The sequence below is a fragment of the Streptomyces sp. NBC_01142 genome (assembly GCF_026341125.1).
GTDB lineage: Bacteria > Actinomycetota > Actinomycetes > Streptomycetales > Streptomycetaceae > Streptomyces.
In genome coordinates this window covers 722,117-746,339 of record NZ_JAPEOR010000003.1, presented here as the reverse complement: position 1 = coordinate 746,339, position 24,223 = coordinate 722,117, and the positions used below count along the sequence as shown (strand labels likewise).

Genomic DNA, 24,223 nt, shown 5'->3' with positions numbered 1-24,223 from the left:
CTGCAGAGCAATGTCCTGACCCCGCTTTCGCCTGTCAAGAGTCCAAGCAGCCTTCGCCGCAAACGAATTGACGGAGACTTACGTCGATGAACGAACAATATCCGCCTTGTAAGCAGCCAAAGTCGTCCCTATGGTTACTGTCATGTCTCCGCCGCAGGCTCCCAGCGCATCCGCCGCCGTTCACTCCCCCGGCGAGGTGCTCGCGCTGATCAGTTCGGGGGCCGCGGCGACGCGCGCGGACATCGCCCGGATCACCGGGCTCGCCCGTTCCACCGCCTCCCAGCGGGTGGACGCCCTCATCGCGCACGGCTTCGTCGACGAGACCGCGGCCGAGGCCGGCCACTCGACCGGTGGTCGCCCGCCCCGCAGACTCCGACTGCGCACCCGAGAGCACGCGGTGGCCGGGGTGGACCTCGGCGCCTCGCACTGCCGGGTGGCGCTGATGGACATCGGCGCCGCCACGCTGGCCACGCAGGAGGATCCGCTGTCGATCGCGGACGGGCCCGAGTCCGTGCTGCGCCATGTGGAACGCACCCTGCACACACTGCTGAAGGAGGCGGGACGGCAGCCGGGAACCCTGCGCTCCATCGGTGTCGGCGTGCCGGGCCCGGTGGAGTTCTCCACCGGGCGCCCGGTGGATCCCCCGATCATGCCGGGCTGGCACCAGTACCCGATCCCGGAGTTCTTCGCCGCGCGCTTCGGGGTGCGGGCGCTGGTGGACAACGACGTGAACGTGATGGCGCTGGCCGAGCAGCGCCGCGCGTTCCCCGACACCCGCTATCTGCTGTACATCAAGGTCGGCACGGGCATCGGCTGCGGGATCGTCGCGGACGGCCGGCTGCACCGGGGTGCGCAGGGCTGCGCAGGCGACATCGGCCATATCCGGGTCGGTGACCAGGAGGAGCCGTGCCGCTGCGGCAACTCCGGCTGCCTGGAGGCGGTCGCGGGCGGCGCCGCACTTGCGGAGAAGCTGGCGGGTCTGGGACTGGATGCCACCTCGGGCAGCGATGTCGTACGCCTGGTGAAGTCCGGCAACCGGGACGCGGTGCGCATGGTGCGCGAGGCGGGCCGGGCGGTCGGCGAGGTCCTGGCGAGCCTGGTGAACTTCTTCAACCCGGACACGGTGGTACTCGGCGGCGCGCTGGCCGCGGTCCACGATCAGCTGCTGGCGGGCGTACGGGAGGCGGTCTACCGGCGCTCGCATCCGCTGGCCACACATGTGCTGCAGATCGAGCCGAGCCGTACGGGCGAGGCCGCGGCGGCTCTCGGCGCGGGCATTCTGGCGATCGAGCACGCCCTGTCCCCGGCCCAGGTGGACCGGCAGCTGGCCCGTGCTGCCGTGTCCTGACCCGCAGGCGGACCTCGAACGGGACGCGGACCTCGAACTCGACGCGGGCGTCGGGCAGGAGGCGGCCTCGGGCCGGCCCTCCGGTGCCTGGCGCAGTTGATGGCACGGGTACTCGATCACCGGACGTCTCGATCACACCAGACGTCTCGATCACCGGACGCATCACCGGCCAGCCCACCGCGCTGTCCGGAATCCGATGCCGGCTCTCCGCCACGGCGGCGTTGCCCGACGGCACTCGAAGACACCCGGAACCGCCTTCCGGACAAGGACATTGGTCCACGCCACTGACGCGCCGCAGGCCCGCGCCCCATCGCCACGAAACTCCACGACACGCTCGCTGACGTGCGAACTCCTTGCAAGGGCAGATGATTGACGGATCGTCCGGGAGCCGATACCCCTGTACTCGTGTTCGGCCCGCCGGCCCCGTCGCGCACCACCCGCTCCTGGAGGCTGCCTTGCAAGGATCCGCCCCCGCACGACCGAAAAGCGCCCGTCGGCGCATGCTGAGGACGGCGGGCGCGGTGGCGTCGGCCGCACTGCTGGTGCCACTGCTCTCGGCCGGTCCTTCCGCCACCGCGGAGCCGCCTTCGCCCGTTGCGCTCCAGCGCGACTTCGCCGCGGCCTCCGACCGGTACCAGGTACCGCAGAGCGTGCTGCTCGGCGTGTCGTATCTGCAGTCCCGCTGGGACACGCACGGGGGCGCGGCAAGCGTCACGGGCGGCTACGGGCCGATGCATCTGATCGATGCCAGAACAGCACTCGCCGAGGCTCCGCACCATTCGCACGGCAGCGAGGACGCGCGCGGTGACGATGCGCGTCCTGCCCGCACCGTCACCGAGGCGGCGCTGCCCAAAGCCTCCGGACTCCCGTCCAGACTGAGGACACTGGACCGGGCGGCCGCGCTGTCCGGGCTGAGCCCCGAGCAACTGCGCAACAGCTCCTCCGCCAACGTCCTCGGCGGTGCGGCGCTGCTCGCCGACGCGCAGAAGAAGCTGGGCCGGCCGCTGAGCGAGGATCCGGCCGACTGGTACGGCGCGGTGGCGCGCTTCTCCGGCGCGGACGACACGGCGACCGCGACGACCTACGCCAACGATGTCTTCGACGTGATCCGCACGGGCCAGTCGCGCACCACGGACAGCGGGCAGCGTGTCGCGCTGCCGGCTCGTCCTGCCGTGGTTCCCGATCCGGCACAGGCGGCGCGGCTCGGGCTGCGTACGGCGGACGCGACGAAAACCGAGTGTCCGCGCACGGTGGCCTGCGAGTGGATCCCGGCTCCGTACGAGGAGTTCGGTGAGGGCGACTACGGCAATCACGACAAGGCGAACCGGCCCACGTCCCAGTCGGTGAAGTACATCATCGTCCATGACACCGAGGGCTCCTGGGACACCACCCTGAAGCTGGTACAGGACCCTGCGTATGTGTCCTGGCAGTACACCCTGCGCTCCTCGGATGGGCACATCGCCCAGCACGTCCCGCTCAAGGACGTGGCCTGGCACGCCGGCAACTGGTACGTGAACGCCAAGTCGGTGGGCCTGGAGCACGAGGGCTTCCTGGTCTCGCCGGACGCCTGGTACACGGAGGCGATGTACCGCTCCTCGGCGCGGCTGGTGAAGTACCTGGCGCAGCGGTACGACGTCCCGCTGGACCGTCAGCACATCCTCGGCCACGACAATGTGCCGGGCACGACCACGGCGACGATCGGCGGGATGCACACCGACCCGGGTCCGTACTGGGACTGGGCGCACTACTTCACGCTGCTCGGCAAGCCGTTCACGCCGACCGCGGGTCCGCGCAGCGAGGCCGTGACGATCCGGCCCGCGTACACCGGGCATCAGCCGCTGTACACGGGCTGTGTGAAGGCCGGGCAGGCGTGCGCACCGCACGGCTCGGGCGCGGTCCGGCTGCACACCGCGCCCGCCGAGGACGCCCCGCTGGTCAAGGACATCGGTCTGCGGCCGGGTGGCGAGGGCTCCACGACCGGCGTCAATGACACCGGCGCCCGTGCCTCGACGGGCCAGCAGTACGCCGTCGCCGGGCGCGAGGGCGACTGGACGGCGATCTGGTACCTGGGACAGAAGGCCTGGTTCCACAATCCGCGCAAGCAGCCGACGGCGGTGCCGACAAGGGGCCGGTTGCTCACCCCGAAGGCAGGCGTGGCGGAGATCCCGGTGTACGGGCGGGCCTATCCGGAAGCGGCGGCGTATCCCGCCGACATCCCGGTGCAGGCCGTCTCGGCGCTGCCGTACAAACTGCTCGCGGGCCAGCAGTACGTCGTGGGTGACCGCACGGTGGGCGAGTATCTGTACGCGACGACGTTCGACACCGCCGGGCACAAGGTGGTGCGCGGCAAGGAGGCGTACTACGAGATCCAGTTCGGGCACCGGGTCGCCTTTGTGAAGGCGTCCGACGTGCGCGTACGGAAGTAGCAGCGGGGCGCCACCGGGCGTGGGTCCGGTGACGCCCCCACATATTCGTGGGCTTGTGTGACTAATCGCCGTGGGGCGTGGGCCGTACGGGCGACGGGTAGGGCTGGCCCGTCCACGACGGGTCCGCGTCTCGCACGCGGATGCTCACCGAAAGGCCCTAGGCGCACATGGCACAGCCCTTCGTACTGCCGGACTTCTACGTTCCGTATCCGGCGCGGCTCAATCCGCATGTCGAGGAGGCACGCAGGCACACCAAAGAGTGGGCGCAGCGGATGGAGATGCTGGAGGGCTCCGGCATCTGGGAGGAACGCGATCTCGACGCGCACGACTACGCCCTGCTGTGCGCGTACACCCACCCGGACTGCGACGCGGACGCCCTCTCCCTCGTCACCGACTGGTATGTGTGGGTCTTCTTCTTCGACGACCACTTCCTGGAGACCTTCAAGCGGACGCTGGACCGGGAGGGCGGGAAGCGGTATCTGGACCGGCTGCCGGCCTTCATGCCGATGAATCTCGCGGACGGTACGCCGGAGCCGGAGAATCCGGTCGAGGCGGGTCTCGCCGATCTGTGGGCGCGAACCGTGCCGAGCATGTCGGACGCCTGGCGGGTGCGGTTCGCCGAGGCGACCGAGCATCTGCTGAACGAGTCCCTGTGGGAACTCTCCAACATGGACGAGGGGCGGATCGCCAACCCCGTCGAGTACATCGAGATGCGGCGGAAGGTCGGCGGGGCGCCCTGGTCGGCGGGGCTGGTGGAGTTCGCGGCGAACGCCGAGGTCCCCGCGGCGGTGGCCGGCTCGCGGCCGCTGTGCGTGCTGCGCGACGCGTTCTCGGACGCGGTGCACCTGCGCAATGACCTGTTCTCGTACCAGCGTGAGGTCGAGGACGAGCGCGAGAACAGCAATGGAGTCCTGGTCCTGGAGAACTTCCTGGGCTGTACGACGCAGGAGGCGGCCGAGGCCGTCAACGACCTGCTGACCTCGCGGCTCCAGCAGTTCGAGAACACCGCTCTCACCGAGGTCGGGCCGCTCTGCGCGGAGAAGCGCCTCACCCCCGCCGAGACCACCGCCGTGCTGGCGTACGCCAAGGGCCTGCAGGACTGGCAGTCCGGCGGGCACGAGTGGCACATGCGCTCGAGCCGCTACATGAACGGCGGCGGGAAGGCCGACGGTCCCGACCGGAGCGGCTGGGGCATGTCCGCCGCGTCGGTCCGCTTCACTCCACGCGCCGAGGCGGCTCGTCGGCGCAGCCACACCCATCAGCCGTACCAGCACGTCGGCCCGTCCCTGCTCCCCGAGTTCGAACTGCCCTACAACGTCACTCTCAGCCCGCATCTGGCGGGGGCGCGGGAGCGGAACATCCAGTGGGCGCGGCGGATGGGAATCCTTCAGGCGCAGCCGGGGCGGCCCGGCTCGCACGTCTGGGACGAACGGCGGGCACGCAACATCGATCTGCCGCTCTGTTCGGCGGGCCTCCATCCGGATGCGACACCGGAGGAGCTGGACCTGTCGTCGAACTGGCTGACCTGGGGCACGTACGGAGACGATCTGTACCCGGTGATCTACGGGCGCACCCGTGATCTGGCCGGGGCCCGGGCCGCCAATGAGCGGCTGCTGCTCTTCATGCCGCTGGACGGCGGGCCGACGCCCGAGCCGTGCGACGCGATGGAACGGGGGCTCGCCGATCTGTGGCAACGGACCGCGGGCCCCATGGACGAGGCCTCGCGGCGTACGTTTCGCAAGACGGTCGAGGACATGATCGCGAGCTGGCTGTGGGAGCTGGCCAATCAGGCGCAGCACCGCATCCCGGATCCGGTGGACTACATCGAGATGCGGCGCTTCACCTTCGGCGCGGACATGACCATGCGGCTGTGCCGGCTCTCGCACGGGGACCGGGTGCCTGCCGAGATCTACCGCAGCGGGCCCATCCGCTCACTGGAGAACGCCGCGGTCGACTACGGCATGCTGATCAATGACCTCTTCTCGTACCAGAAGGAGATCGAGTACGAGGGCGAGGTGCACAACGCCGTCCTGGTCGTGCAGAACTTCTTCGGGATCGACTATCCGACCGGTGTGGACATGGTGCACGACCTGATGAAGGGGCGCATGAAGCAGTTCCAGCATGTCATCGAGGTAGAACTTCCGGTTCTCTACGACGACTTCGCGCTGGACGGCGAGGCACGGAGAATCCTCGACGGCTATGTGCACGAGCTCAAGGACTGGATGGCCGCGATCCTCAACTGGCACCGTGGCTGTGTGCGCTACCGCGACGAGGATCTGCGGGCGGGAACCGGCGGAGCCCCGTGGCACCTCGGCGGTCCCGCGGGGCAAGGTACGTCGGCTGCGCGGGTCGTGCAGCTGCTGACGGCTCAGCCGGTGAAGGCGTAGCGTTCGCCGGCACACGCCTTGAAGCGCTTCTCACCCCCCGGGAACAGAGTGGAGCGCAGGGTGAGTTGACCGGTGCGGCCCGCCGTGAGGACGATACGGCGGGCCGTTCCACCGGACCAGGTGATGTCGAGGGTGGCGGCCCCGCGCGCCCGCAGGCCGCAGACCTCGCCGTCGGGCCAGGCGGCCGGCAGCGCGGGCAGGATCTCGATCACACCGTGCTGGCTCTGCAGCAGCATCTCGGCGATCCCGGCCGTGGCACCGAAGTTGCCGTCGATCTGGAACGGTGGATGGGTGTCCCAGAGATTGGGCAGCGTGGAGCTCTTCAGCTGCTCGGTGAGCATCTTGTGGGCATGGTTCCCGTCGCGTAGCCGCGCCCAGAAATTGATCTTCCAAGCCTTGGACCAGCCGGTGCCGCCGTCGCCGCGCGCGGTGAGCGAGACCTTGGCCGCCTCGGCCCAGATGCTGTCCGCCTCGATCTGGCGGCCGGGATGGAGGGCGTAGAGATGCGAGACATGGCGGTGATCGTCCACGGGAGAGTCGAGGTCCGCCTGCCACTCCTGGAGCTGGCCCCAGGATCCGATGCGCAGCCCCGGGTCGAGCGTGTCGAGGGCGTCCTGCAGCCGGGTACGGAAGTCGCGGGAGTCACCCAGGATCCGGGCGGCTTCCAGGGTGTTGGTGAACAGGTCGTGGACGATCTGCTGGGACATCGCCGCACCCGCTGTGAAGTCACCGTGCTCGGGCGAGTAGCTGGGGGTGACGACGAGCGTCCCGTCGCCGCGGGCCTCCCCACCGGAGGCGGGGGAAGAGCCGGTGCGCAGATTGGCCAGCCAGAACTGTGCGGCTTCCTTCATCACCGGATAGGCGGTGGAGCGCAGATAGCCGGTCGAGCCGCTGAAGCGGTAGTGGTCGTACAGCTGCTGGGTGAGCCAGGCGGCGGCCTCGGGGAACCAGAAAGCGGTCGCCCAGTCGTGGACACCGGTGAAGCCGAACGGGTTGGTCTCGTTGTGGACGACCCACCCGGCGGTGGAGAACATCTCCCGCGCGGTGCGGCGGCCGGGGGCCCGCAGCGCTTCGACGAAGCGGTCGTAGGGGGCGGTGGTCTCGGCGAGGTTGGTGACCTCGGCAGGCCAGTAGTTCATCTGAAGGTTGATGTTGACGTGGTAGTCCGCGGACCAGGGCGGGCCGGTCGTGTTGTTCCATACGCCCTGGAGGTTCGCGGGCAGGGATCCGGCGCGGGACGAGGCGATGAGCAGATAGCGGCCGTACTGGAAGAACAGCGCCTCGAGCGCCCGGTCGGCCGGGTCGGTTCCGCCGGTGTACCGGGCGAGGAGACGGTCGGTGGGCAGGTCCGGGAGCTGCTGGCCGATGTCGAGCCGGACGCGGTCGAAGAGTGCGCGGTGGTCGCGCACATGCTCCCCGCGCAGGGTGTCGTACGTGCCGGTGGCCGCGGTATCGACGGCGTCGGTGACGGCGCGGTGCGGGTCGGCGCCCCGGTAGTGCGGATAGGTGTCGGCGTAGTCGGTGCCCGCGGCGAGGACGAACCACGCGCTGTCGGCGCCGCTCACGGTGAGGGTGCCGTCCGGTCCGGCACTGACGCTGCCGCCGTCGGTACGCACCCGGATCTGGGCCTCGAACCGCAGCCCGTTGTCCTGGAGCACTCCTTTCACGGTGAGCCGGTCACCGGCCGCCGCGGCGGTGAAGTCCTTGCGCGGGGAGGTGTAGCGGAGGGTGAAGCCGACCTTGCCCGGCTGGTCGGCCGCGAACCGTCCGGCGATGACCTCGCCGGGGTGGGAGGCAAAGAACTCCCTTGTGTATGCGGTGCCTTGATGGCTGTACGCGACGGTGGCCACGGCCGCGCGGAGGTCGAGAGCCCGCCGGTAGGTGGCGCCGGGGGCCGAGGGTGCACCGGGGACAGCGAGCTCCAGATGGCCGAGGACCTGGTAGGCGCCGAAGCCGTGCCTGGGCTGCCCGAGCACGGCCGCGACGGCTTCCGGGGCGAGGGAGCCATCGGCGTCCAGTCGCTGCTGTACGGAGTCGAGGGCGCCGGGTCTGGGCGAGGTCCAGTTGCCGTGGTCGTATCCCTGCGCCGAGCCGGGCCCGCCGGCCCACAGGGTCTTCTCGTTGAGGGTGAGCCGTTCGGAGACGAGGGTTCCGTGCACACTCGCGCCGAGCGCTCCGCTCCCGATGGGCAGGGTCTCCCGCTCCCAGTCGGCCGCGGGGGCTCCGTACCAGAGCGTCAATTCATCGGAGGGGTTGGCGGCCGCGGCCCTGCCTGCCGACGCCGGAACTCCCAGTGCCAGTGCGCCGGTTGCCCCCAGCGCGGACTTCATGGTGGTTCTTCGGCTGATCCCGTTGATCCCACTGATCCGCTGAGTCATGAACCGTCACGGTAAAAGTCCGATGACTGCCTGACAAGGCACATGACAAGTCCGTCGCTTGGACGGGAGTGTGCCGGTGCTTGGACGAAATGTGTTCAGCCCTGCTGGAAGAGCTCCGCGGGCAGCGGCTTGAGCAGCGCGTACAGATCGTCGGTGATCGGCCGGTCCCAGCTGGCGATCGTGACGAGAACCTTGTCGCTGCGGTCGAACTGAACGCAGGAGATCCGGCTTTCGGAGAGCTTGAGGCGACGCACGATCAGCAGATTGTCGCCCTGCATCACCGGCATGTCCTCGGTGTCCACCACCTCGACGGGCTCGTCGTTCTCCAGCGCCAGCAGCAGCTGGGCCACCTCGAAGGGAATCTGCCCCTCTTCGAGCTCGCGGGCGGGCGAGCCCTCCGGCAGATTGCCGATGATCATCGCGGGGCCGCGGCCGCCGAACAGGTCGTACCGGAGGAAGACGCCCTGACAGGTGCCGTCGGGGGCGGGCAGGAGACCGGCGCCGAGATTGCCGGGCCAGTCGCCCGGATCCATGGCCAGGACATCGAAGTCCGGGCCCGCGGGAGTGGCGGCGCTGCGGCGGCGGAGGAAGGACATACGGCAATGGTACGTGTCCGGGCGGGTCAGGCCGAGCCGGGGCCGGGCGCCCGGCGGGCGTCTGCGGTCACCGTCCATGGCCGCCGCCCGGTGCTTCGGCGAGGCTGACACGGAGTGCGCCGGCCAGGCCCGCCCGGCCGGTGCCGGCCCTGCCGTGGGCGGGGCCGAGCAGCCTGGTCACGGTCTGTTCGTCGAGGTGGAGTGCGGCGGGGACGGCGGCCGTGTCACGCCCCTGGACGGTCAGGAGGGTCGCCCTGCCGAGGCCCGCGTGGCCGGCGAAGGCGAGGAGAGCACCGCGAGGGTGCTCGGGAGGGTCGGCATCCTCCGGCCGGAGCCCGGCCGGCTCGCCCAACGCCTTGCCGGCGGCGGCGAGTTCGATTTCATGCTCGAAGAGTCGGCGTCTGGTTCTGCCGGCGCGTCGCGTCATGGTGCACCCCCACGGGCCGGGGCGTACGCCAGGCGCGTCGGGGGGCTGCCGCGCGTACGCCCTCGAGGCACCTCAGCGTACGCCCGCCAGGGCTCGCGGGAGCCTGCCCGGCGAGATGGAGCTGTACCGGATCGCACCCCACCCCTCCTCCCGTCCGTCCGCGCAGGCGGGGCGACGGCTCGGCGCGTCAGGCGGAACGGTGGCGTTCGTGATGACGCGCGACCCGGGCACGGTTGCCGCAGACCGGCTTGCACCACTCCTGGCGCGGATGCTCCTTGAGGAAGTACCGCACGCAGCGCGGCGCGTGGCAGGCCCGCAGTCGCGCCCGGCCGGGGCCCGCAAGGAAGGCAATGGCGGCGCGGGCGAGGGCGGCGGTCAGGGCGGCGCACTCCCCGGCCGCACCGGCGGGCCGGGATACGGCGGTGGGCTCGCCGGTCTCGGGCCAGTCGAGCCGCGGCACGACGGGGACGTCCGCCGCGGCCGAGTTGAGCCGGCCCAGCGCCCGGTCCGCGGGCAGCAGGCGCTGCGCGTCGGCGGAGCTCGGCAGACCGGGACGTACGGCACGGGCGAACAGCGAGCGGACGGCGGCCCGCAGCTCAAGCACGGCGGCGAGGGCGTCCCCGTCAGCGGTGAAGTCGCGGGCTCCCGGCATCTCGTCCACCAGGTCATCGGCCCTCTCGCGGACCCAGCCGGTCAGCCCGGCGGCGTCCTGGAGGTCGTCGGCGACGCCTCCGTGTCCGTCATGACGGATGGTGAGAGCGAGATCGAGTACGAGTGTGTGAGCGTGCGCGGCCATGCCGACAAAGGTAACGGTAACGATGCCCGCAAGCATTACCGACCCCTCCGCCCCCGAACAGCTACCTTGCGAAGCAAGACAGTCACTGACTACCATGCACCGCATGACAATGGAGCTGTCCGCCCACGGCGACCACCGGCGCAGTCAGCTCCTGCGTGGAGTGCTCGATCTCTGCCTGCTGTCGCTGATCGCCGAACGGCCGCGCTACGGCTACGAGTTCGTCGAGGCGCTCACCGAGAGCGGTCTTGAGCTCGTGAGCGAGGGCAGCATCTATCCGCTGCTCGCCCGCATGGAACGGGCAGGGGTCATCGACTCCTATCGCGCCCCGTCGCCCACCGGCGGAGCACCGCGCAAGTACTACCGGCTGACCGACGCGGGCCGCGCCGAGCTGAGCGGCGGCCGTGCCACCTGGCGCTCGTTCGCCGCCGCGGTCGACCGGACCATGAACACAGGGCCCACGGGGGAGAACACAGCATGACGAAAGATCACGTACTGGCGGTCTGCCGCAGCAACTGGGAGTACCGGGGCGTCGACGACCTCTCGATACGGGAGATGCTCCAGGAGCTCTCCTCGCATCTCGAGGACGCCGAGGACGCCGGGCGTACCGCCCAGGACGTGGTCGGCAGTGACATCAAGGCGTTCGCCGCGTCCTGGGCGCGGGCCCGTCGGCCGCTGCCGTACCGGCTGCTGCGGATGGCCTTGCTGATCCCCTTCGTCCTGGCCTGGCTGCTGCTGTTCGGACACGCGCTCCAGTGGACCTTCACCCTGCCGGTCGCCCCCGGCCGTATCGCCTTCATTCTGGCCATCGCGACGGTCACCGTCGCCTGGGAGCTGCGCCGCGGCAGTCTCGGCTTCCGCACGGGGTGGCTGATCGCCCTCGTGGCCGGCCTGCCCGCCGCAGTGATCACCGATCGGCTGCTCGGCGACGATCCCCTCTTCAGCCTCCCCCTGTGGGGCACACTCCTGCTGCTCCTCCCCGGACTGCCGGTCGTGGTCGCCGACGGCCGCGCCAAGAAGAAGGTGGAAGAGGCCGAAGCCAGGGCTCAGGCGCCAAAGGTCACGTGAGGTCGAACTCCCCTCCGCGGGCGTTCAGGACGAAGGCACGCCACTCCGCCGGAGAGAAGATCAGCGATGGGCTCTCCGGCCGGCCGCCGTTGCGCATCGCGATGAAACCCTCGACGAAGGCGATCTGGACGTCTCCCGTTCCCTGACTGCCCGACTGCCAGTCGGCGTTGCTGAGGTCGAGTTCCGGCTTCTCCCAGCCCGAAAACATCTGCGTGGTGGTCATGCTCTCGGCCACGTCCGTGCTCCTCCCGGTTCGTCGTCCGGCCTCAGACTAGCGATCGTCTCCGGTCACGGACAGGCCACGGAAGAAGGACCGCGTCTTGTCCGCCGCGACGCGCCGCACAGAGGTGCGACCTCAGGTGGTGGGCGGTTCGGCGCCCACCAGCCACATGGAGAAGAACTGCGCCCCGCCGCCATAGGCGTGGCCCAGTGCCCTGCGCGCCCCCTCCACCTGGTGGTCGCCCGCCTGACCGCGTACCTGAAGGGCGGCCTCGGCGAACCGGATCATCCCCGACGCCCCGATGGGATTGGTGGACAGCACCCCGCCCGACGGGTTCACCGGCAGATCGCCGTCGAGTTCGGTCACCCCCGACTCGGTGAGCTTCCACCCCTCGCCCTCTGCGGCGAAACCCAGGTTCTCCAGCCACATCGGCTCGTACCAGGAGAACGGGACGTACATCTCCACCGCGTCGATCTCGCGGCGCGGATCGGCGATGCCGGCCTGCCGGTATACGTCGGCCGCGCAGTCCTTGCCCGCCTGCGGCGAGACGAAGTCCTTGCCCGCGAACATGGTGGGCTCGCTGCGCATCGCGCCGCCGTGCATCCAGGCGGGAGGCTGCGGTGAGCGGGCCGCGCCCGCACGGTCGGTGAGGATCATCGCGCAGGCGCCGTCGGAGGACGGGCAGGTCTCGGAGTAGCGGATCGGGTCCCAGAGCATCGGGGACGCCTGGACCTTCTCCAGCGTGATGTCGTGCTCATGAAGATGGGCGTACGGGTTCTTCAGGGCGTTGCGCCGGTCCTTGTACGCCACGAGGGAGCCGACGCTGTCGGGCGCCCCGGTGCGGCGCATATACGCCCGTATGTGCGGGGCGAAGAAGCCGCCCGCGCCCGCCAGCAGCGGCTGCTGGAACGGGATCGGCAGGGACAGGCCCCACATCGCGTTGGACTCGGACTGCTTCTCGAAGGCGAGGGTGAGCACCGTGCTGTGCAGCCGGGAGGCCACCAGGTTCGAGGCGACCAGCGCGGTGGAGCCGCCGACCGAGCCGGCGGTGTGCACCCGCAGCATCGGCTTGCCGACCGCTCCCAGCGCGTCGGCGAGATACAGCTCCGGCATCATCAGGCCCTCGAAGAAGTCGGGGGCCTTGCCGATGACGACGGCGTCGACGTCCGCCCAGGTCAGCTCGGCGTCATCCAGAGCTCGTCGGGCGGCTTCACGGACCAGACCGGCGATCGATACGTCACGTCGGGCGGCGACATGCTTGGTCTGGCCGATGCCGACGACGGCCACGGGCTCTTTGCTCATCGCGCATCTCCTTCGAGGACGGCGACCAGGTTCTGCTGGAGACAGGGGCCGGAGGTGGCGTGGGCGAGCGCCCGGTCGGACTCGCCACGGTGGATGCGGGCGGCGGCCTCGCCGAGACGGATGAGCCCCGCGGCCATGACCGGGTTGGCGGCGAGAGCGCCGCCGGACGGGTTGACCCTCACCGTGTCGTCAAGGTTGAGGGCTGCGCGCAGGACGACTTCCTGCGAGCTGAACGGCGCATGCAGCTCGGCGGTGTCCACGGGCCGTTCGAAGGCTCCGGCGCGCTCGGCTGCGAGCCGGGTGGAGGGCGAGTCGGTGAGGTCGCGTACACCGAGGCTGTGCGGTTCGATGCGGTGGTCCATGCCGCGGATCCAGGCGGGGCGCTCGCACAGTGCGCGTGCCCGGTCCCCGGCGGCGAGGATCACGGCGGCCGCACCGTCGCCGACCGGCGGGCAGTCCCCGCTCCGCAGCGGCCGGACGAGGTACTCCCCCGGCGGGACCTCACCCTTCAGCTGAGCGTGAGGGTTGGACTCGGCGTCGGTGCGGCTGCGGGCCGCCACGGCGGCCAGCGCGGGTTCGTCCGCCGACCCGGCGTCGATCAGTGCCTGCGCCTGGAGCGCGGCGAGCGCGACCGCATCGGGCCAGAGCGGGGCGACGTAGTACGGGTCGAGCTGGCGGGTCAGCACGTCGCGCACCTCGCCCGGGGAGGATTTGCCGTACGCGTAGACGAGGGCGGTGTCGGCCTCGCCGGTGAGGATCTTCACCCAGGCCTCGTACAGCGCCCAGGCTCCGTCCATCTCGACATGGGACTCGGAGATCGGCGGCCATGCGCCGACGCCGTCGAGTGCCATGGTGAAGGAGAAGGCACGTCCGGCGAGATAGTCGCTCGACCCCGAGCAGGTGAAGCCGATGTCGCCGGCCTTCAGACCGGTCCGGCGCAGCACATCGTGCAGCACCGGCATCACCATCTCGACCTCGGAGAGCTCGTCGGTGCGCCGCAGCGTGTCCGTCTGCGCGAAGGCGACGATGGCCACGTCCCTGGCGTGTCGCATCAGAGCAGCTCCTTGTAAGCGTCGTAGTCGGCGTCCGGTTCGCCGGTGGGCCGGTAGTGGTCGGGGTGCCGGCTGCCTTCGGTCCATACCGGTTCGACACGCAGCCCCATCCGCACCTGGTCGTACGGGATTCCGCCGATACGGCCGTGCAGGGCGAGATCCGCGCCGTCGAGGGCGATATGCGCATAGACGTACGGCACTTCGATGTCGAGATTCGCCGTATGCGCAGCCTTGATGTTGACGATGCAGTAGGTGGTGACGGTGCCGCGCGGACCGACCTCGACCTGTTCGGTGGTGGCGATGCCGCAGGTGGGACAGGCGCCGCGGGGCGGGACGTACACCTTCCGGCAGGACGGGCAACTCTCCCCGACGGTTTTCCGTCCGGCGAGGGCGTGGATGTACGCGGACTGGGCGCGGCCGGGCGAGTAGGTGTAGTCGAGCCTGGCGGGGGTGACGATGCCGGTCACCGCGTCGTCGAACGCGCCACTGTGCCTGCCGGCAGCCGCGGTGGGCTCGCTCTCGTACGGCTCGAAGCAGGCGATGTCGGTGATGGCGCCGGTGCGCTCCGCCGCCCAGCGGATGCGGACGCGCATACCGCTGCGTACGGCGTCGGGGCCGGGTGCGTCGAGAACGTGGAGGAGCCCGGTATCGGCCCCGTCGAGCTTCACCAGCACCCAGGCGAAGGGCGTCGTGAGCGGCTGGTCGCGGCGCGGGTCCGGGTTCCACGCCCAGGTGGTGACGGTCCCGGTGGCACCGACCTCGACCAGGTCGCGGATCTCCTCCGCGGTGACCGGGTCGTACTCGACGGGCGGGACGAGCACCTTGCCGTCGCCGGTCGTCACGCCGAGGACGGTCCGTTCGCGCAGGCCGGTGAGGAAGGCGGACTGGACGGGGCCCAGGGAGCGGGTGAAAGGGAACTCGACGACCAGCGGGGCTTTGAGAACCTCCGGGGAGGGGGCGGCTGTCATGGGCGGGGGCCTTTCTTCTGAGGGGTGGTGTGCGGGGGCGGGTGCGCCTGCGGCGGGTTTGACCCCTGCCCGCCCCTTCCCGAACCGGGGGCAAGCCCCCGGACGCCGGACGCCCGCAGGGCGAGGGAGGGAGTGTCCTCAACCGCCGGCGGGCTGCATTCCCCGGCGGCGATCGAGGCGCGGGGAACCGGGGCGGAGCTCCGGTTCAGGGAAGGGGCGGGGTGGGGGAGGTTCAGGCCCGGCGGTACACCGGCGCGCGCTTCTCCGTAAACGCCCGCGCCCCCTCCTTCGCGTCCGCCGTGTCGAACACCGGCCACCCCCGCTTGAGTTCGGCCGCCAGCCCCTCGGTCTCCGTCATCTCCGCCGTTTCGTACACGGACGCCTTCACCGCCTCGACAGCCACCGGACCGCAGGCGTTGATCTGCTCGGCGATGGCGAGCGCCTTCTCCAGCGCTGTGCCGTCCGGGACAACGTGGCCGACGAGCCCGATCCGCTGGGCCTCTTCCGCGCTGTAGGGGCGGCCGGTCAGCAACATCTCCAGCGCGTGCGTGCGCGGGATCTGGCGCTGGAGCCGCACGGTCGAGCCGCCGATCGGAAAGAGCCCGCGCTTGACCTCGAACAGGCCGAAGGTGGCGCTCTGCCCGGCGACACGGATGTCGGTGCCCTGGAGGATCTCGGTCCCGCCGGCGACGCAGTACCCCTCGACGGCGGCGATCACCGGTTTACGGGGGCGGTGGTGGCGCAGCATCGCCTTCCAGTGGAGGTCGGGGTCTGCTTTCATCCGGTCCCGGTAGTGCTCTCCTTCCATCCCGCCCCCGGCGAGGGCTTTGAGGTCCATGCCGGCGCAGAAGGAGCCTCCTGCCCCTGTCAGCACGACGGAGCGGATCGCGTCGTCCTCGTCCGCCTCCAGCCAGCCGTCGTACAGCCCGACCAGCATCGGCAGCGAGAGCGCGTTCTTCGCCTCGGGCCTGTTCAAGGTGAGCACCAGCGTGGCGTCTTCGCGCCGCACGGTGAGGTGCTCGGTACCACCGCGTTGTCCCATGTGCGGACCTCCCGTCTCAAGACCTAGAACAGGTTGCAGTAGGCGGCGTTCCAGTTCAATAGTTTTCTGACAGGCAGTCAGATTTCTTCGGTGGCACCCCTTCCCAGTTGTGCCCGCCGGCGCTCTAATGACCGCCGAGCCGAAGTTCGCCGGGGTTTCGCCGGGGGTCAGGAGGAACGGTGGAGTACAACCTTGCCGACCTGTTCGAGTCGGTCGTCGACGTGGTCCCGGACCGCGAGGCGCTCGTGTACATCGACCATCCCGGTACGGGCGCGGAGCGCAGGCTCACCTACGCGGAACTGGACGCGGCCGCCAACCGCGTCGCCCACCATCTGATCGACGCCGGCATCAGGACCGGCGAACACCTCGGCCTGCATCTGTACAACGGGATCGAGTATCTGCAGACCCTGCTCGGGTGCCTCAAGGCACGCATCGTGCCGGTCAATGTCAACTACCGGTATGTGGAGGAGGAGCTGGTCTACCTCTACCGCGACGCCGATCTTGCCGCGCTGGTCTTCGACGCGGAGTTCACCGAGCGGGTTGCCGCCGCGCTGCCGAAGACGGACAAGCTGCGGCATCTGGTGCGGGTGGGGATCCCGCCGGACGGGGCGCCGGGGCTGTCCGCCGTCCCCTTCACCGACGCCGAGGCGGCCGCGTCGCCCGAGCGGGGCTTCGGGCCGCGCTCCGCCGACGACCAGTTCATCATCTACACCGGCGGCACCACCGGTATGCCCAAGGGTGTGATGTGGCGCCAGGAGGACCTGTTCTTCTCGGGGCTGGGGGGCGGCGCGCCGACCGGCGAACCGGTCTCCTCGCCCGGGGAGCTCGCCGAGCGGGTGGCCGCGGGCGGCGACGGCATCACCTTCTTCCCCACTCCCCCGCTGATGCACGGCACCTCCACCCTGACCGCGTTCATCGGCCTCAACTTCGGCCAGCGGATCGTCATTCACCGCAAGTACGTGCCGGAGGAGGTGCTCCGTACGATCGAGAAGGAGAGGGTCACCAGCGTGTCGCTGGTCGGCGACGCGATGCTGCGGCCCCTGATCGACGCGCTGTCCGGGCCGCTGAAGGGGACCGACTGCTCCTCGATGTTCAGCGTCTCCAGCTCCGGCGCGATCATGTCCGAGACGGTGCGCGCGCAGTTCGCGGCGCTGGTGCCGAAGGTGCTGCTGCTCAACAACTTCGGCTCGTCCGAGTCCGGTTTCAACGGCACGGCGACCGAGGACTCAGGACCGGAGAAGGGCTTCCGGCTACGGGTCAACGCCCGTACGGCGGTGGTGGACCCGGCGACGTACGAGCCGGTGAAGGTGGGCGAGCCGGGCCGTATCGCCCAGCGCGGACACGTCCCCCTCGGCTACTACAACGACCCCGAGAAGACCGCGGAGACGTTCTTCCAACGCGGCGACGAGCGGTGGGTGCTGCTCGGGGACATGGCGACGGTGGACGAGGAGGGCATCGTCACCGTCCTCGGCCGCGGCTCCCAGTGCATCAACACCGGTGGCGAGAAGGTGTATCCGGAAGAGGTCGAGCAGGCCCTCAAGTCCCATCCGGATGTGTACGACGCCCTGGTCGCCGGGGTGCCGGACGCCCGGTGGGGCAACCATGTGGCGGCCGTGGTGCAGCTGCGCGAGGGTGCGGAGCGGCCGACGCTGGACGACATCCAGACGCACTGCCGCACCAGGCTCGCGGGCTACAAGGTGCCGCGGCAGCTGGTGATCGCGCAGGAGATCCAGCGCTCGCCGAGCGGCAAGGCGGACTACCGCTGGGCCCGGACGGTGGCGACGGAGTCGGCGGCCCAGTGAGGGGGCGCCCCGGTGCGCGCAGACCGGCCGCAGTGAGCATGGCCGACGCCGCGGTGCGGAACGGGTGCCGGTGGCGGTGGCGGCGGCGTTGAGCAGCGGGCAGCGGGCAGCGGGCAGCGGGCAGCGGGGACGCTCAGCACGTGCGGGGCAGTTTGACGACCGTGACGAAGAAGTCGTCGATCTGCTGAACCGCCTTGATGAACTGCTCGAGGTCGACCGGCTTCGTCACATAGGCGTTGGCATGGAGTTTGTAGCTGCGAAGAATGTCCTCTTCGGCCGCGGACGTGGTGAGCACGACCACGGGGATGTGCTTCAGATCCGGGTCGGACTTGATCTTTTCCAGGACCTGGCGGCCGTCGTACTTCGGCAGGTTCAGATCGAGCAGGATGAGATCCGGGCGCACCGCGTCCTTGTGCTGTTCACGGCGGTAGAGGAAGTCGAGAGCCTCCAGCCCGTCCCGTACGACGTGCAGAGTGTTGCCTATCCTGTTGTCCTCGAAGGCCTCCCGGGTCATCAGCTCGTCGCCGGCGTCGTCCTCGACGAGGAGGACTTCCACGGGCTCAGGTTGCGGGGAGGTGGTCATGTGGTGCTTCCTTCGATGGTGGCCGACGGCTGTTCGGTGTCCGTCGATGCGATGACGGGGATGGTGAACGCGAGGCGGGTGCCACCGCTGTGCGCGGTGTCGATCCAGATGCGGCCACCGCCGTGCTCGACGATCTTCTTGCACAGGGACAGACCGATTCCGGTCCCCGAGTAGCTGTCGCGACCGTGCAGGCGCTGGAAGATGACGAACACTTTCTCGGCGAACTCGGCGGGGATGCCGATGCCGTTGTCCGTGATGCCGAACATCCACCGGTCGCCCTCTTCGGAGCTCTCCCGGTCGACCGTGATGCGGATGCGTGGGGCCCGGTCCGGGTGCCTGAACTTGATCGCGTTTCCGATGAGGTTCTGCCAGAGCATGGTGAGCAGCGTGGGATCTCCCATCACCTCGGGCAGCTGTTCCGGCCGGTCGACCACCGCGTCGCTCTCCTCGACGGCGGCAGCCAGGTTGCGCAGAGCGCGCTCGACGGCGCCGTCCAGGGCGACTGCTTCCTCGGTTTCCTGGAGACGGCCGACACGGGAGAAGGTGAGCAAGTCGTTGATCAGCACCTGCATGCGCTTGGCGCCGTCGACGGCGAACGCGATGTACTGGGTTCCCCGCTCGTCGAGCTGGTCGCCGTAGCGCTTCTCCAGCAGCTGGCAGAAGGAGGAGACCTTGCGCAGCGGCTCCTGCAGATCGTGTGAGGCGACGTACGCGAACTGCTCCAGTTCCGCGTTGGACCGCTGCAGTTCCTGGGCCTGCGCATCGAGTTCCGCGGTCTGCTCGGACAGCGCGGCCTCGTTGCGCCGGGATACGGCGAGTTCGCTGACCACCCGCAGACGCATCGCCTCGACCGCCTGCGCGAGTGACTGCACATCGGCCGGTCCGTGCCGCGGGATGGAGTGGCCGAAGGAACCGCCGGCGACGCGGCGGGCGGCGGAGCGGACCCTGGCGAGCGGGCGGACCACGGCGAAGTGCAGCAGGACCGCGAGGGCCACACCCGTCAGCAGAAAGGCCGCCAGGACGACGAGGAGCACGCGGTCGCGCTCGGTGCGCGCCCCGAGGAAGGCGGTCCTCGCCTCGGCTTGCTCCCGGTCCAGTTGCCGCTGCTGGGAGGTGAGCCGTTCCCGCACCCCGTCGAATGCCGCCTTCCCCTTCTCCACGAAGCCGGCGCGATCCGCCTTTCCGGCGGCGATGGCCGGGATCGCGAAGTCCTCCCGCCAGGTACGCACCGCCAGGTCGACGGCCGTGAGATCGGCCGCCGGGGCGGGCTCGCCACCCAGCAGGTCCCGCAGCCGTGTCCGCGCGCTGCTCTCGGCGACACGGCCGCGGTGGTAGGGCTCCAGCAAGGCTCTGTCGCCGGTCAGGAGGTAGCCACGTACACCCGTTTCCTGTTCCAGCATCGCCGCTTGCAGCTTCAGGGCTTCGGCACGGGCCGGGCCTATGTCGTCGATCAGGTGGTCCCCGGCCTCCGTGGACCGGGCGATCAAGGCTGCCCCGACCGCTGCGGCGCCGAGCGTCATGACGCCCAGGACCGTGAGGGCCAGCATGAACCAGGCCTGGACGGTCAGCCCCCGGGGGGCGGCCGACGGGCGAGCGGTCCCTGCGTGTCCGGAGTTCACGTGGTGCCGTTCCATTCCAGGTGAAGGACGGCGACGTCGTCGGCCAGTCCACCGCTGCTCGCCGCAAGCGTCTGGGCGGAGTGGATCAGAGTGTCCACGAAGGCGTCCGCGGGCTGATGGGCATGCCGCTGAGCGATCTCGAGGAGCCCGTCCTCACCGAGGCGTTCGGTGCCCGCGCCGATCCGCCCTTCGATCAGACCGTCCGTGAACATCACCACGGACCCGAGTTCGGGCACCGGCACACTGGTGACGGGCCAGGTGGCCACGAGGCCGGGCAGCAGACCGAGCGCGGGGCCTCCGGGCACCTCCTCCAGGTGCACGCATTCGCCCGGCGAACGCAGCAACAGGCCCGGGTGGCCTGCCCGTAGGACATCCATGTGCTTGTCGCCCCTCACACGGGTCAGGCAGGTGAGGGTGGCGAATATCTCCGGTCCGGACCGTTCCGCGACAAGGATCTGTTCGAGCAGGCTCAGCAGTCGCCGGCCACGGGAGCCGGCCAGTACGAAGGAACGCCAGGCCACCCGCAGGCACACGCCCAGGGCGGCTTCGTCGGGACCGTGGCCGGAGACATCCCCCACCACCGCGTGCGTGGTGCCGTCAGGAGTCTGGACGACGTCGTAGAAGTCTCCGCCCAACAGGGCCTGGGAGCGGCCGGGCTGGTATCTGGCACAGACGGCGACGGTGGCGTCGAGCAGTAGCGGGGTGGGCAGCAGTCCACGCTCCAGCCGGGCGTTCTCCTGGGCCCGGAGGCGGCCTGTCTGCAAGGCGGACGCGGCCAGTTCGGTCTGCTTGCGCTGGATCGCGTATCTGATGGCCCGGACGAAGAAGTCCGCCTCGAGGCGGCCTTTGATCAGGTAGTCCTGGGCTCCGGCGGCGACGGCGGCAAGGCCCGCCTGCTCCTCGGCGAGTCCGGTCAGGACCACCACCGCGGAGTCGGCAGCGTGACCGAGAACCCTCTCCAGGGCCTCCAGGCCCTGTGCGTCCGGCAGATGCAGATCGAGCAGGATGCACTGCGGAACGCCCTCTCCGAGTTGTTTCACCGCGTCCGCCAGGGATCTGGCCCAGCGCAGCCGGAGAGGGACACCGCTGTCGGCCATCAACTCCTCGACCAGGAGTGCGTCTCCGGGATCGTCCTCGATCAGCAGCACACTGGGCTGATGGACGCTCCAGAGGGCGCCGGAAGGGTCCTCACCGCTTGCCGCCGCCGGGAGCGGAGCCGGCGCATCGCATATACGCGGCTGGGGCAGTGCGGTGAACACGGGTCTGCTGGCGCTCAGTTCACGTGGCGAATCGGGGCCGGTCCCCATGGCAGCGCGTCTCCTCTCACCACGGGCCTGTGGCCCACGGGCCGCCGGATGCGTCCGCGACGACAGTAGAGCGATCAGTTACCAACTGGCAACGATTCACCAGGTGAAGCTACCCGTCCAGGTCAGCGCTCGACTCCGGCCTGCCGGAAGGGTGCTGCCGGACGGAAGGATCGCGCCGGCCGGGAGGGTCCTGTCGGCCGGGAGGGTCCTGTCGGCCGAACCAGTCGAGACACAGAACCAGTGCGTCGTCGGTGGTCTCCGCTTCCCGGTAGTCGGCGAGTTCACGCAGTACGGCGCGCGGCACGGTGGCCGCCGGAAGCAGACTGGTGGAATGGATTGCCCGGGCCAGGGCACGCTCGCCGTACGCCTCACCGAGCGGGGAGGCAGCATCGTAGACACCGTCGCTCACAAAGAGCAGCCGGTCGCCGGGCAGAACCTGGAACTCCTGTGCCGTGTAGTGCGACTCCTCGAACATGCCCAGCGGGAACTGGGCCGTGAGGCCGATGCGCTCCACTGTTCTTCCTCGTTGCAGCCACAGCTGCGGAGAGCCCGCGTCCACCACCTCGACACGGCCGGTGGCGAGTTCGAAGCGCAGCAGCAGAGTGGATACATAGGACGCGCCCCGGTACTGCCCGTACAAGGCCTGGTCGGCCAGGGCCGCCTGATCGGCGATGCCGATGCCGGCCCGTCTGGCATTGCGCAGGGCGTTGACCGCGAGGCTGGTGAGCAGGGACGCCTGGATGCCCTCGTCCATGCCGTTGGTGACGGCGAGCGTCAGCTGCTCGGAGTCCGCCGCCCAGTCGAAATTGTCGCCGTGGATGGCATAGGCCGACTCGAGCTGGGCCCCGAGGGCGTACTCGGCGGCGGTGCATGCCCGCGCCGGGAGCAGCTGCCACTGCATTTCGGCTGCCAGGGTGAGCCGGCTGACCCGGCGGGCCCGCCGGTAGACATCGGTGTCCCGCTCGGCCACGAGGATCTCGTGACCGAGCAGATCCGCCACATGGGTCAGATCGTCGACGGCCTCCGGAGTGGACCTTTCGCCGGGCAGCCGGACCGTCAGGATGCCGAGCCGCTCCCCGCGCACGGTCACCGGGAGGTGGTGGTCGACGGCGTCGTCGAGGCGGACCTGCTGCTCACGCGGCTCCTGGCTGCCGAAGGCCCGCCCTTCCGGGCTGTTGTGGATCGAGCGCGGCTGCGCTGCATCGGCGAGCGGGTCGAGGGAGCTAAGGGGGTTGAGCACCGAGAGCCCGTAGTCCGCGAGGAAGAGCTGTACGTATGTCGCCCCGTGTGATTCGGTGAGCAGACTGCGAATCGCGTCCACCAGGGCATACGGCGCCGCTGCGCGCACCGCTCGTTCCACATTCACGCGTTGGGTCACGGTCTTTCAGGCATCCTTTGTACGGGAAGTGCGGGGATGGTGACGGTGGCGGTGCCGGGCTGACAGAAGCCCTTGCCGGGTGACAGAGTGGACGGGTGTCCCGCTTCACCGGTCGACCCCGCCCCCATCAGCAGTTGTCCGAGGCCGCCTGCGCCGCCTCGGAGCTGCTCGAGGTGTTGTGGGGACGCGGCCAGGAAGCGGCGCCGTCGGGCCCGGTCTCGCCGTCCCAGCTGCGTGCCCTTCTCGTCATCGAGAAGCGTGAGGGGACGAACCTGCGCGCGTTGGGTGAAGCGCTCGGCTCGCGTCCGCCCTCGGTGAGCAGGCTCTGCGACCGGATGGAAGCCATGGGTCTCGTGGAGCGCTGCCCCAGCCCGACGAGCCGCCGCGAGGTCGAGCTGCGGCTGAGCCAGCAGGGGCAGACGCTGCTCGATGAGTGCCGCGCCATCCGGGCCCGTGAGGTCACCGCCGTACTGGAAATGATGGAGCCTTCGGCGGTCGAGGCGCTCGCGGAGGGTCTCACCGCGTTTCACGCGGCGGCCGCCACCCAGCTCGGAGCGGGCGGAACTCCCTCCACAGACCACGGCAGCGGCCCTGTCGCGGAGAGCGTCGCATAGCGTCATCGAGGCTCACTCCGCTTCTGTAAGTCGACTCAGACGCCACTGTGTTGTGTGCGGCTGACGTGAACAGATTGTTGCCCATCTGAGAATGTTGTCAAATGGCAACTATCGCCTCTATCGTGGAGCCGTACCGTTCAGTGAGCCGGACCCGCGGATGCCCGCCGTCCGCCATGGCGGGGAATCCGTTCCCCGCAGCAGCCGAAGGCTCGTGCACCCACGGCACAGCACAGGTCAAACGATGCGCATCGCCGCACGGCACGACCGGAGCGTGTTGGTCCTCATCGTGAGGGGAAACTGGACCTCAGGAACGTCGAGTTGCTCGGTGACGGCCGCACCTCGAAGGGGGCACGGGCGGTCGTGGTCGACTTCCGGGGCGTGGCCTTCGCAGACCCCACCACGGTGAACCTCCCGCTCGAGGCACAGGCGCAGCCCGGCATCCGGCTGCGTGCCGGCGTTGCGACATGACCGCACCCCGGTCCTGCCTGCTTCAGCGCGCCAGAGTGACGAGGACGGTCTTCCCGCCGTCGGGCTTGGGGCGTACGGCCACGGCCCGGGCCAGGCGCTGGATCATGGGCCAGCCGAACCCGCCCCTGCGGCCGGTCAGATCGGGACTGCGGCCCTGGGGGCGGGCGGGGCCGGGGTCTTCCACCCGGACCTGAAGCACCCGACGCTCCGCCACGAGACTCATGCCACTCACGGCGCCTGCGTGCCTCATGGCGTTGGTGACAAGTTCGGACACGACGAGGATCAGGTCCTGCCTGGTGTGCGGGGACGGCGTGGGGTGGAGCCCGGCGAGGAAGGCGGCGGCCGCGTCGCGCGCCTCTGCGGCACACTGTGGCCGAGAGGTGAACCGCACCTGTCGGCGCGCATGGTTGCGGGTCGCGTTCAGGTCGCGCATATGGCTCACCTC

At 70.0% G+C, this 24,223-nt stretch carries 22 protein-coding genes; 8 read left to right on the top strand and 14 right to left on the bottom strand.

The window, feature by feature from the left end; all coding sequences use genetic code 11:
* Positions 1 to 142 precede the first annotated feature (142 nt).
* The 3 genes from OG883_RS37430 (at position 143) to OG883_RS37420 (ending at position 6,161) form a co-directional block, all read left to right on the top strand.
* Positions 143 to 1,348 carry an ROK family transcriptional regulator gene (locus OG883_RS37430; RefSeq protein WP_266551160.1) on the top strand — a complete coding sequence of 402 codons (1,206 nt, stop codon included), beginning with the start codon at positions 143 to 145 and terminating at the stop codon, positions 1,346 to 1,348.
* A 500-nt stretch (positions 1,349 to 1,848) separates the two neighbouring features.
* Complete coding sequence (locus OG883_RS37425) at positions 1,849 to 3,774, top strand: N-acetylmuramoyl-L-alanine amidase (RefSeq protein ID WP_266551158.1); 1,926 nt, start codon at positions 1,849 to 1,851, stop codon at positions 3,772 to 3,774.
* Between the two features lie 167 nt (positions 3,775 to 3,941).
* A complete protein-coding gene (locus OG883_RS37420) occupies positions 3,942 to 6,161 on the top strand; it encodes a germacradienol/geosmin synthase (protein WP_266551156.1) in 2,220 nt (739 codons plus the stop codon).
* On the opposite strand, the gene OG883_RS37415 is transcribed toward OG883_RS37420, so the two are convergent.
* The 4 genes from OG883_RS37415 to OG883_RS37400 all read right to left on the bottom strand — a co-directional run bounded on the left by OG883_RS37415 (position 6,143) and on the right by OG883_RS37400 (position 10,358).
* Positions 6,143 to 8,491 carry a glycoside hydrolase family 95 protein gene (locus tag OG883_RS37415; RefSeq protein WP_266553176.1) on the bottom strand — a complete coding sequence of 783 codons (2,349 nt, stop codon included), beginning with the start codon at positions 8,489 to 8,491 and terminating at the stop codon, positions 6,143 to 6,145. The genes OG883_RS37420 and OG883_RS37415 overlap by 19 nt on opposite strands.
* 143 nt (positions 8,492 to 8,634) lie before the next feature.
* Complete coding sequence (locus OG883_RS37410) at positions 8,635 to 9,135, bottom strand: hypothetical protein (RefSeq protein WP_266551154.1); 501 nt, start codon at positions 9,133 to 9,135, stop codon at positions 8,635 to 8,637.
* Positions 9,136 to 9,202: 67 nt separating this feature from the next.
* On the bottom strand, positions 9,203 to 9,562 hold the full coding sequence (locus tag OG883_RS37405) for a hypothetical protein (RefSeq protein WP_266551153.1): 360 nt from the start codon (positions 9,560 to 9,562) through the stop codon (positions 9,203 to 9,205).
* A gap of 187 nt (positions 9,563 to 9,749) precedes the next feature.
* Entirely contained in the window at positions 9,750 to 10,358 is a 609-nt protein-coding gene (locus OG883_RS37400) for an ABATE domain-containing protein (RefSeq protein WP_266551152.1), read from the bottom strand.
* Between the two features lie 103 nt (positions 10,359 to 10,461).
* Here OG883_RS37400 and OG883_RS37395 point away from each other — a divergent pair, with 103 nt between their 5' ends.
* Positions 10,462 to 10,836 carry a PadR family transcriptional regulator gene (locus OG883_RS37395; RefSeq protein ID WP_266551150.1) on the top strand — a complete coding sequence of 125 codons (375 nt, stop codon included), beginning with the start codon at positions 10,462 to 10,464 and terminating at the stop codon, positions 10,834 to 10,836.
* On the top strand, positions 10,833 to 11,423 hold the full coding sequence (locus OG883_RS37390) for a hypothetical protein (RefSeq protein WP_266551148.1): 591 nt from the start codon (positions 10,833 to 10,835) through the stop codon (positions 11,421 to 11,423). The genes OG883_RS37395 and OG883_RS37390 overlap by 4 nt, the downstream gene beginning before the upstream one ends.
* Here OG883_RS37390 and OG883_RS37385 read toward each other — a convergent pair.
* The 5 genes from OG883_RS37385 to OG883_RS37365 form a co-directional block, all read right to left on the bottom strand.
* Positions 11,416 to 11,646, bottom strand: a complete 231-nt coding sequence (locus OG883_RS37385; RefSeq protein ID WP_266553173.1) for a DUF397 domain-containing protein — start codon at positions 11,644 to 11,646, stop codon at positions 11,416 to 11,418. The genes OG883_RS37390 and OG883_RS37385 overlap by 8 nt on opposite strands.
* Before the next feature lie 132 nt (positions 11,647 to 11,778).
* Entirely contained in the window at positions 11,779 to 12,945 is a 1,167-nt protein-coding gene (locus OG883_RS37380; protein ID WP_266551147.1) for a thiolase domain-containing protein, read from the bottom strand.
* Positions 12,942 to 13,997: a thiolase domain-containing protein gene (locus OG883_RS37375; protein ID WP_266551146.1), complete on the bottom strand. Its 1,056-nt coding sequence runs from the start codon at positions 13,995 to 13,997 to the stop codon at positions 12,942 to 12,944. The genes OG883_RS37380 and OG883_RS37375 overlap by 4 nt, the downstream gene beginning before the upstream one ends.
* Entirely contained in the window at positions 13,997 to 14,965 is a 969-nt protein-coding gene (locus OG883_RS37370) for a Zn-ribbon domain-containing OB-fold protein (protein ID WP_266551144.1), read from the bottom strand. Before OG883_RS37370 ends, OG883_RS37375 begins: the two co-directional genes overlap by 1 nt.
* 232 nt (positions 14,966 to 15,197) lie before the next feature.
* Entirely contained in the window at positions 15,198 to 16,007 is an 810-nt protein-coding gene (locus tag OG883_RS37365; RefSeq protein ID WP_266551143.1) for a crotonase/enoyl-CoA hydratase family protein, read from the bottom strand.
* A 179-nt stretch (positions 16,008 to 16,186) separates the two neighbouring features.
* Here OG883_RS37365 and OG883_RS37360 point away from each other — a divergent pair, with 179 nt between their 5' ends.
* Positions 16,187 to 17,809 carry an acyl-CoA synthetase gene (locus tag OG883_RS37360; RefSeq protein WP_266551141.1) on the top strand — a complete coding sequence of 541 codons (1,623 nt, stop codon included), beginning with the start codon at positions 16,187 to 16,189 and terminating at the stop codon, positions 17,807 to 17,809.
* 133 nt (positions 17,810 to 17,942) lie between these two features.
* Here the strand turns inward: OG883_RS37360 and OG883_RS37355 are convergent, their stop codons facing one another.
* From OG883_RS37355 to OG883_RS37340, 4 genes are all read right to left on the bottom strand, one after another.
* Positions 17,943 to 18,392 carry a response regulator gene (locus tag OG883_RS37355; RefSeq protein WP_266551139.1) on the bottom strand — a complete coding sequence of 150 codons (450 nt, stop codon included), beginning with the start codon at positions 18,390 to 18,392 and terminating at the stop codon, positions 17,943 to 17,945.
* Positions 18,389 to 20,011 (bottom strand): ATP-binding protein, encoded by a 1,623-nt coding sequence (locus tag OG883_RS37350; protein WP_323181043.1) that lies wholly within the window; start codon positions 20,009 to 20,011, stop codon positions 18,389 to 18,391. The genes OG883_RS37355 and OG883_RS37350 overlap by 4 nt, the downstream gene beginning before the upstream one ends.
* Positions 20,008 to 21,318, bottom strand: a complete 1,311-nt coding sequence (locus tag OG883_RS37345; protein ID WP_266551137.1) for a PP2C family protein-serine/threonine phosphatase — start codon at positions 21,316 to 21,318, stop codon at positions 20,008 to 20,010. The genes OG883_RS37350 and OG883_RS37345 overlap by 4 nt, the downstream gene beginning before the upstream one ends.
* Before the next feature lie 109 nt (positions 21,319 to 21,427).
* A complete protein-coding gene (locus tag OG883_RS37340; protein WP_266551135.1) occupies positions 21,428 to 22,696 on the bottom strand; it encodes a PP2C family protein-serine/threonine phosphatase in 1,269 nt (422 codons plus the stop codon).
* Positions 22,697 to 22,791: 95 nt separating this feature from the next.
* On the opposite strand from OG883_RS37340, the gene OG883_RS37335 reads away from it, so the two are divergent.
* The gene (locus OG883_RS37335) at positions 22,792 to 23,310 is read left to right on the top strand and encodes a MarR family winged helix-turn-helix transcriptional regulator (protein ID WP_266551133.1); all 519 of its coding nucleotides are present in this window, start codon (positions 22,792 to 22,794) and stop codon (positions 23,308 to 23,310) included.
* A 318-nt stretch (positions 23,311 to 23,628) separates the two neighbouring features.
* Positions 23,629 to 23,778 (top strand): hypothetical protein, encoded by a 150-nt coding sequence (locus tag OG883_RS37330; RefSeq protein ID WP_266551131.1) that lies wholly within the window; start codon positions 23,629 to 23,631, stop codon positions 23,776 to 23,778.
* A 22-nt stretch (positions 23,779 to 23,800) separates the two neighbouring features.
* Here OG883_RS37330 and OG883_RS37325 read toward each other — a convergent pair whose 3' ends face one another.
* Positions 23,801 to 24,211: an ATP-binding protein gene (locus OG883_RS37325; RefSeq protein WP_266551130.1), complete on the bottom strand. Its 411-nt coding sequence runs from the start codon at positions 24,209 to 24,211 to the stop codon at positions 23,801 to 23,803.
* Positions 24,212 to 24,223 lie beyond the last annotated feature (12 nt).

Bases quoted from the DNA above. Each gene is read 5' to 3' on its own strand.
- OG883_RS37370 (WP_266551144.1), bottom strand. From the start codon at position 14,965: ATGACAGCCGCCCCCTCCCCGGAGGTTCTCAAAGCCCCGCTGGTCGTC.
- OG883_RS37375 (WP_266551146.1), bottom strand. From the start codon at position 13,997: ATGCGACACGCCAGGGACGTGGCCATCGTCGCCTTCGCGCAGACGGAC.
- OG883_RS37420 (WP_266551156.1), top strand. From the start codon at position 3,942: ATGGCACAGCCCTTCGTACTGCCGGACTTCTACGTTCCGTATCCGGCG.
- OG883_RS37380 (WP_266551147.1), bottom strand. From the start codon at position 12,945: ATGAGCAAAGAGCCCGTGGCCGTCGTCGGCATCGGCCAGACCAAGCAT.
- OG883_RS37385 (WP_266553173.1), bottom strand. From the start codon at position 11,646: ATGACCACCACGCAGATGTTTTCGGGCTGGGAGAAGCCGGAACTCGAC.
- OG883_RS37415 (WP_266553176.1), bottom strand. From the start codon at position 8,491: ATGAAGTCCGCGCTGGGGGCAACCGGCGCACTGGCACTGGGAGTTCCG.
- OG883_RS37345 (WP_266551137.1), bottom strand. From the start codon at position 21,318: ATGGGGACCGGCCCCGATTCGCCACGTGAACTGAGCGCCAGCAGACCC.
- OG883_RS37390 (WP_266551148.1), top strand. From the start codon at position 10,833: ATGACGAAAGATCACGTACTGGCGGTCTGCCGCAGCAACTGGGAGTAC.
- OG883_RS37395 (WP_266551150.1), top strand. From the start codon at position 10,462: ATGACAATGGAGCTGTCCGCCCACGGCGACCACCGGCGCAGTCAGCTC.
- OG883_RS37430 (WP_266551160.1), top strand. From the start codon at position 143: ATGTCTCCGCCGCAGGCTCCCAGCGCATCCGCCGCCGTTCACTCCCCC.
- OG883_RS37405 (WP_266551153.1), bottom strand. From the start codon at position 9,562: ATGACGCGACGCGCCGGCAGAACCAGACGCCGACTCTTCGAGCATGAA.
- OG883_RS37400 (WP_266551152.1), bottom strand. From the start codon at position 10,358: ATGGCCGCGCACGCTCACACACTCGTACTCGATCTCGCTCTCACCATC.
- OG883_RS37410 (WP_266551154.1), bottom strand. From the start codon at position 9,135: ATGTCCTTCCTCCGCCGCCGCAGCGCCGCCACTCCCGCGGGCCCGGAC.
- OG883_RS37365 (WP_266551143.1), bottom strand. From the start codon at position 16,007: ATGGGACAACGCGGTGGTACCGAGCACCTCACCGTGCGGCGCGAAGAC.
- OG883_RS37325 (WP_266551130.1), bottom strand. From the start codon at position 24,211: ATGCGCGACCTGAACGCGACCCGCAACCATGCGCGCCGACAGGTGCGG.
- OG883_RS37355 (WP_266551139.1), bottom strand. From the start codon at position 18,392: ATGACCACCTCCCCGCAACCTGAGCCCGTGGAAGTCCTCCTCGTCGAG.
- OG883_RS37425 (WP_266551158.1), top strand. From the start codon at position 1,849: ATGCTGAGGACGGCGGGCGCGGTGGCGTCGGCCGCACTGCTGGTGCCA.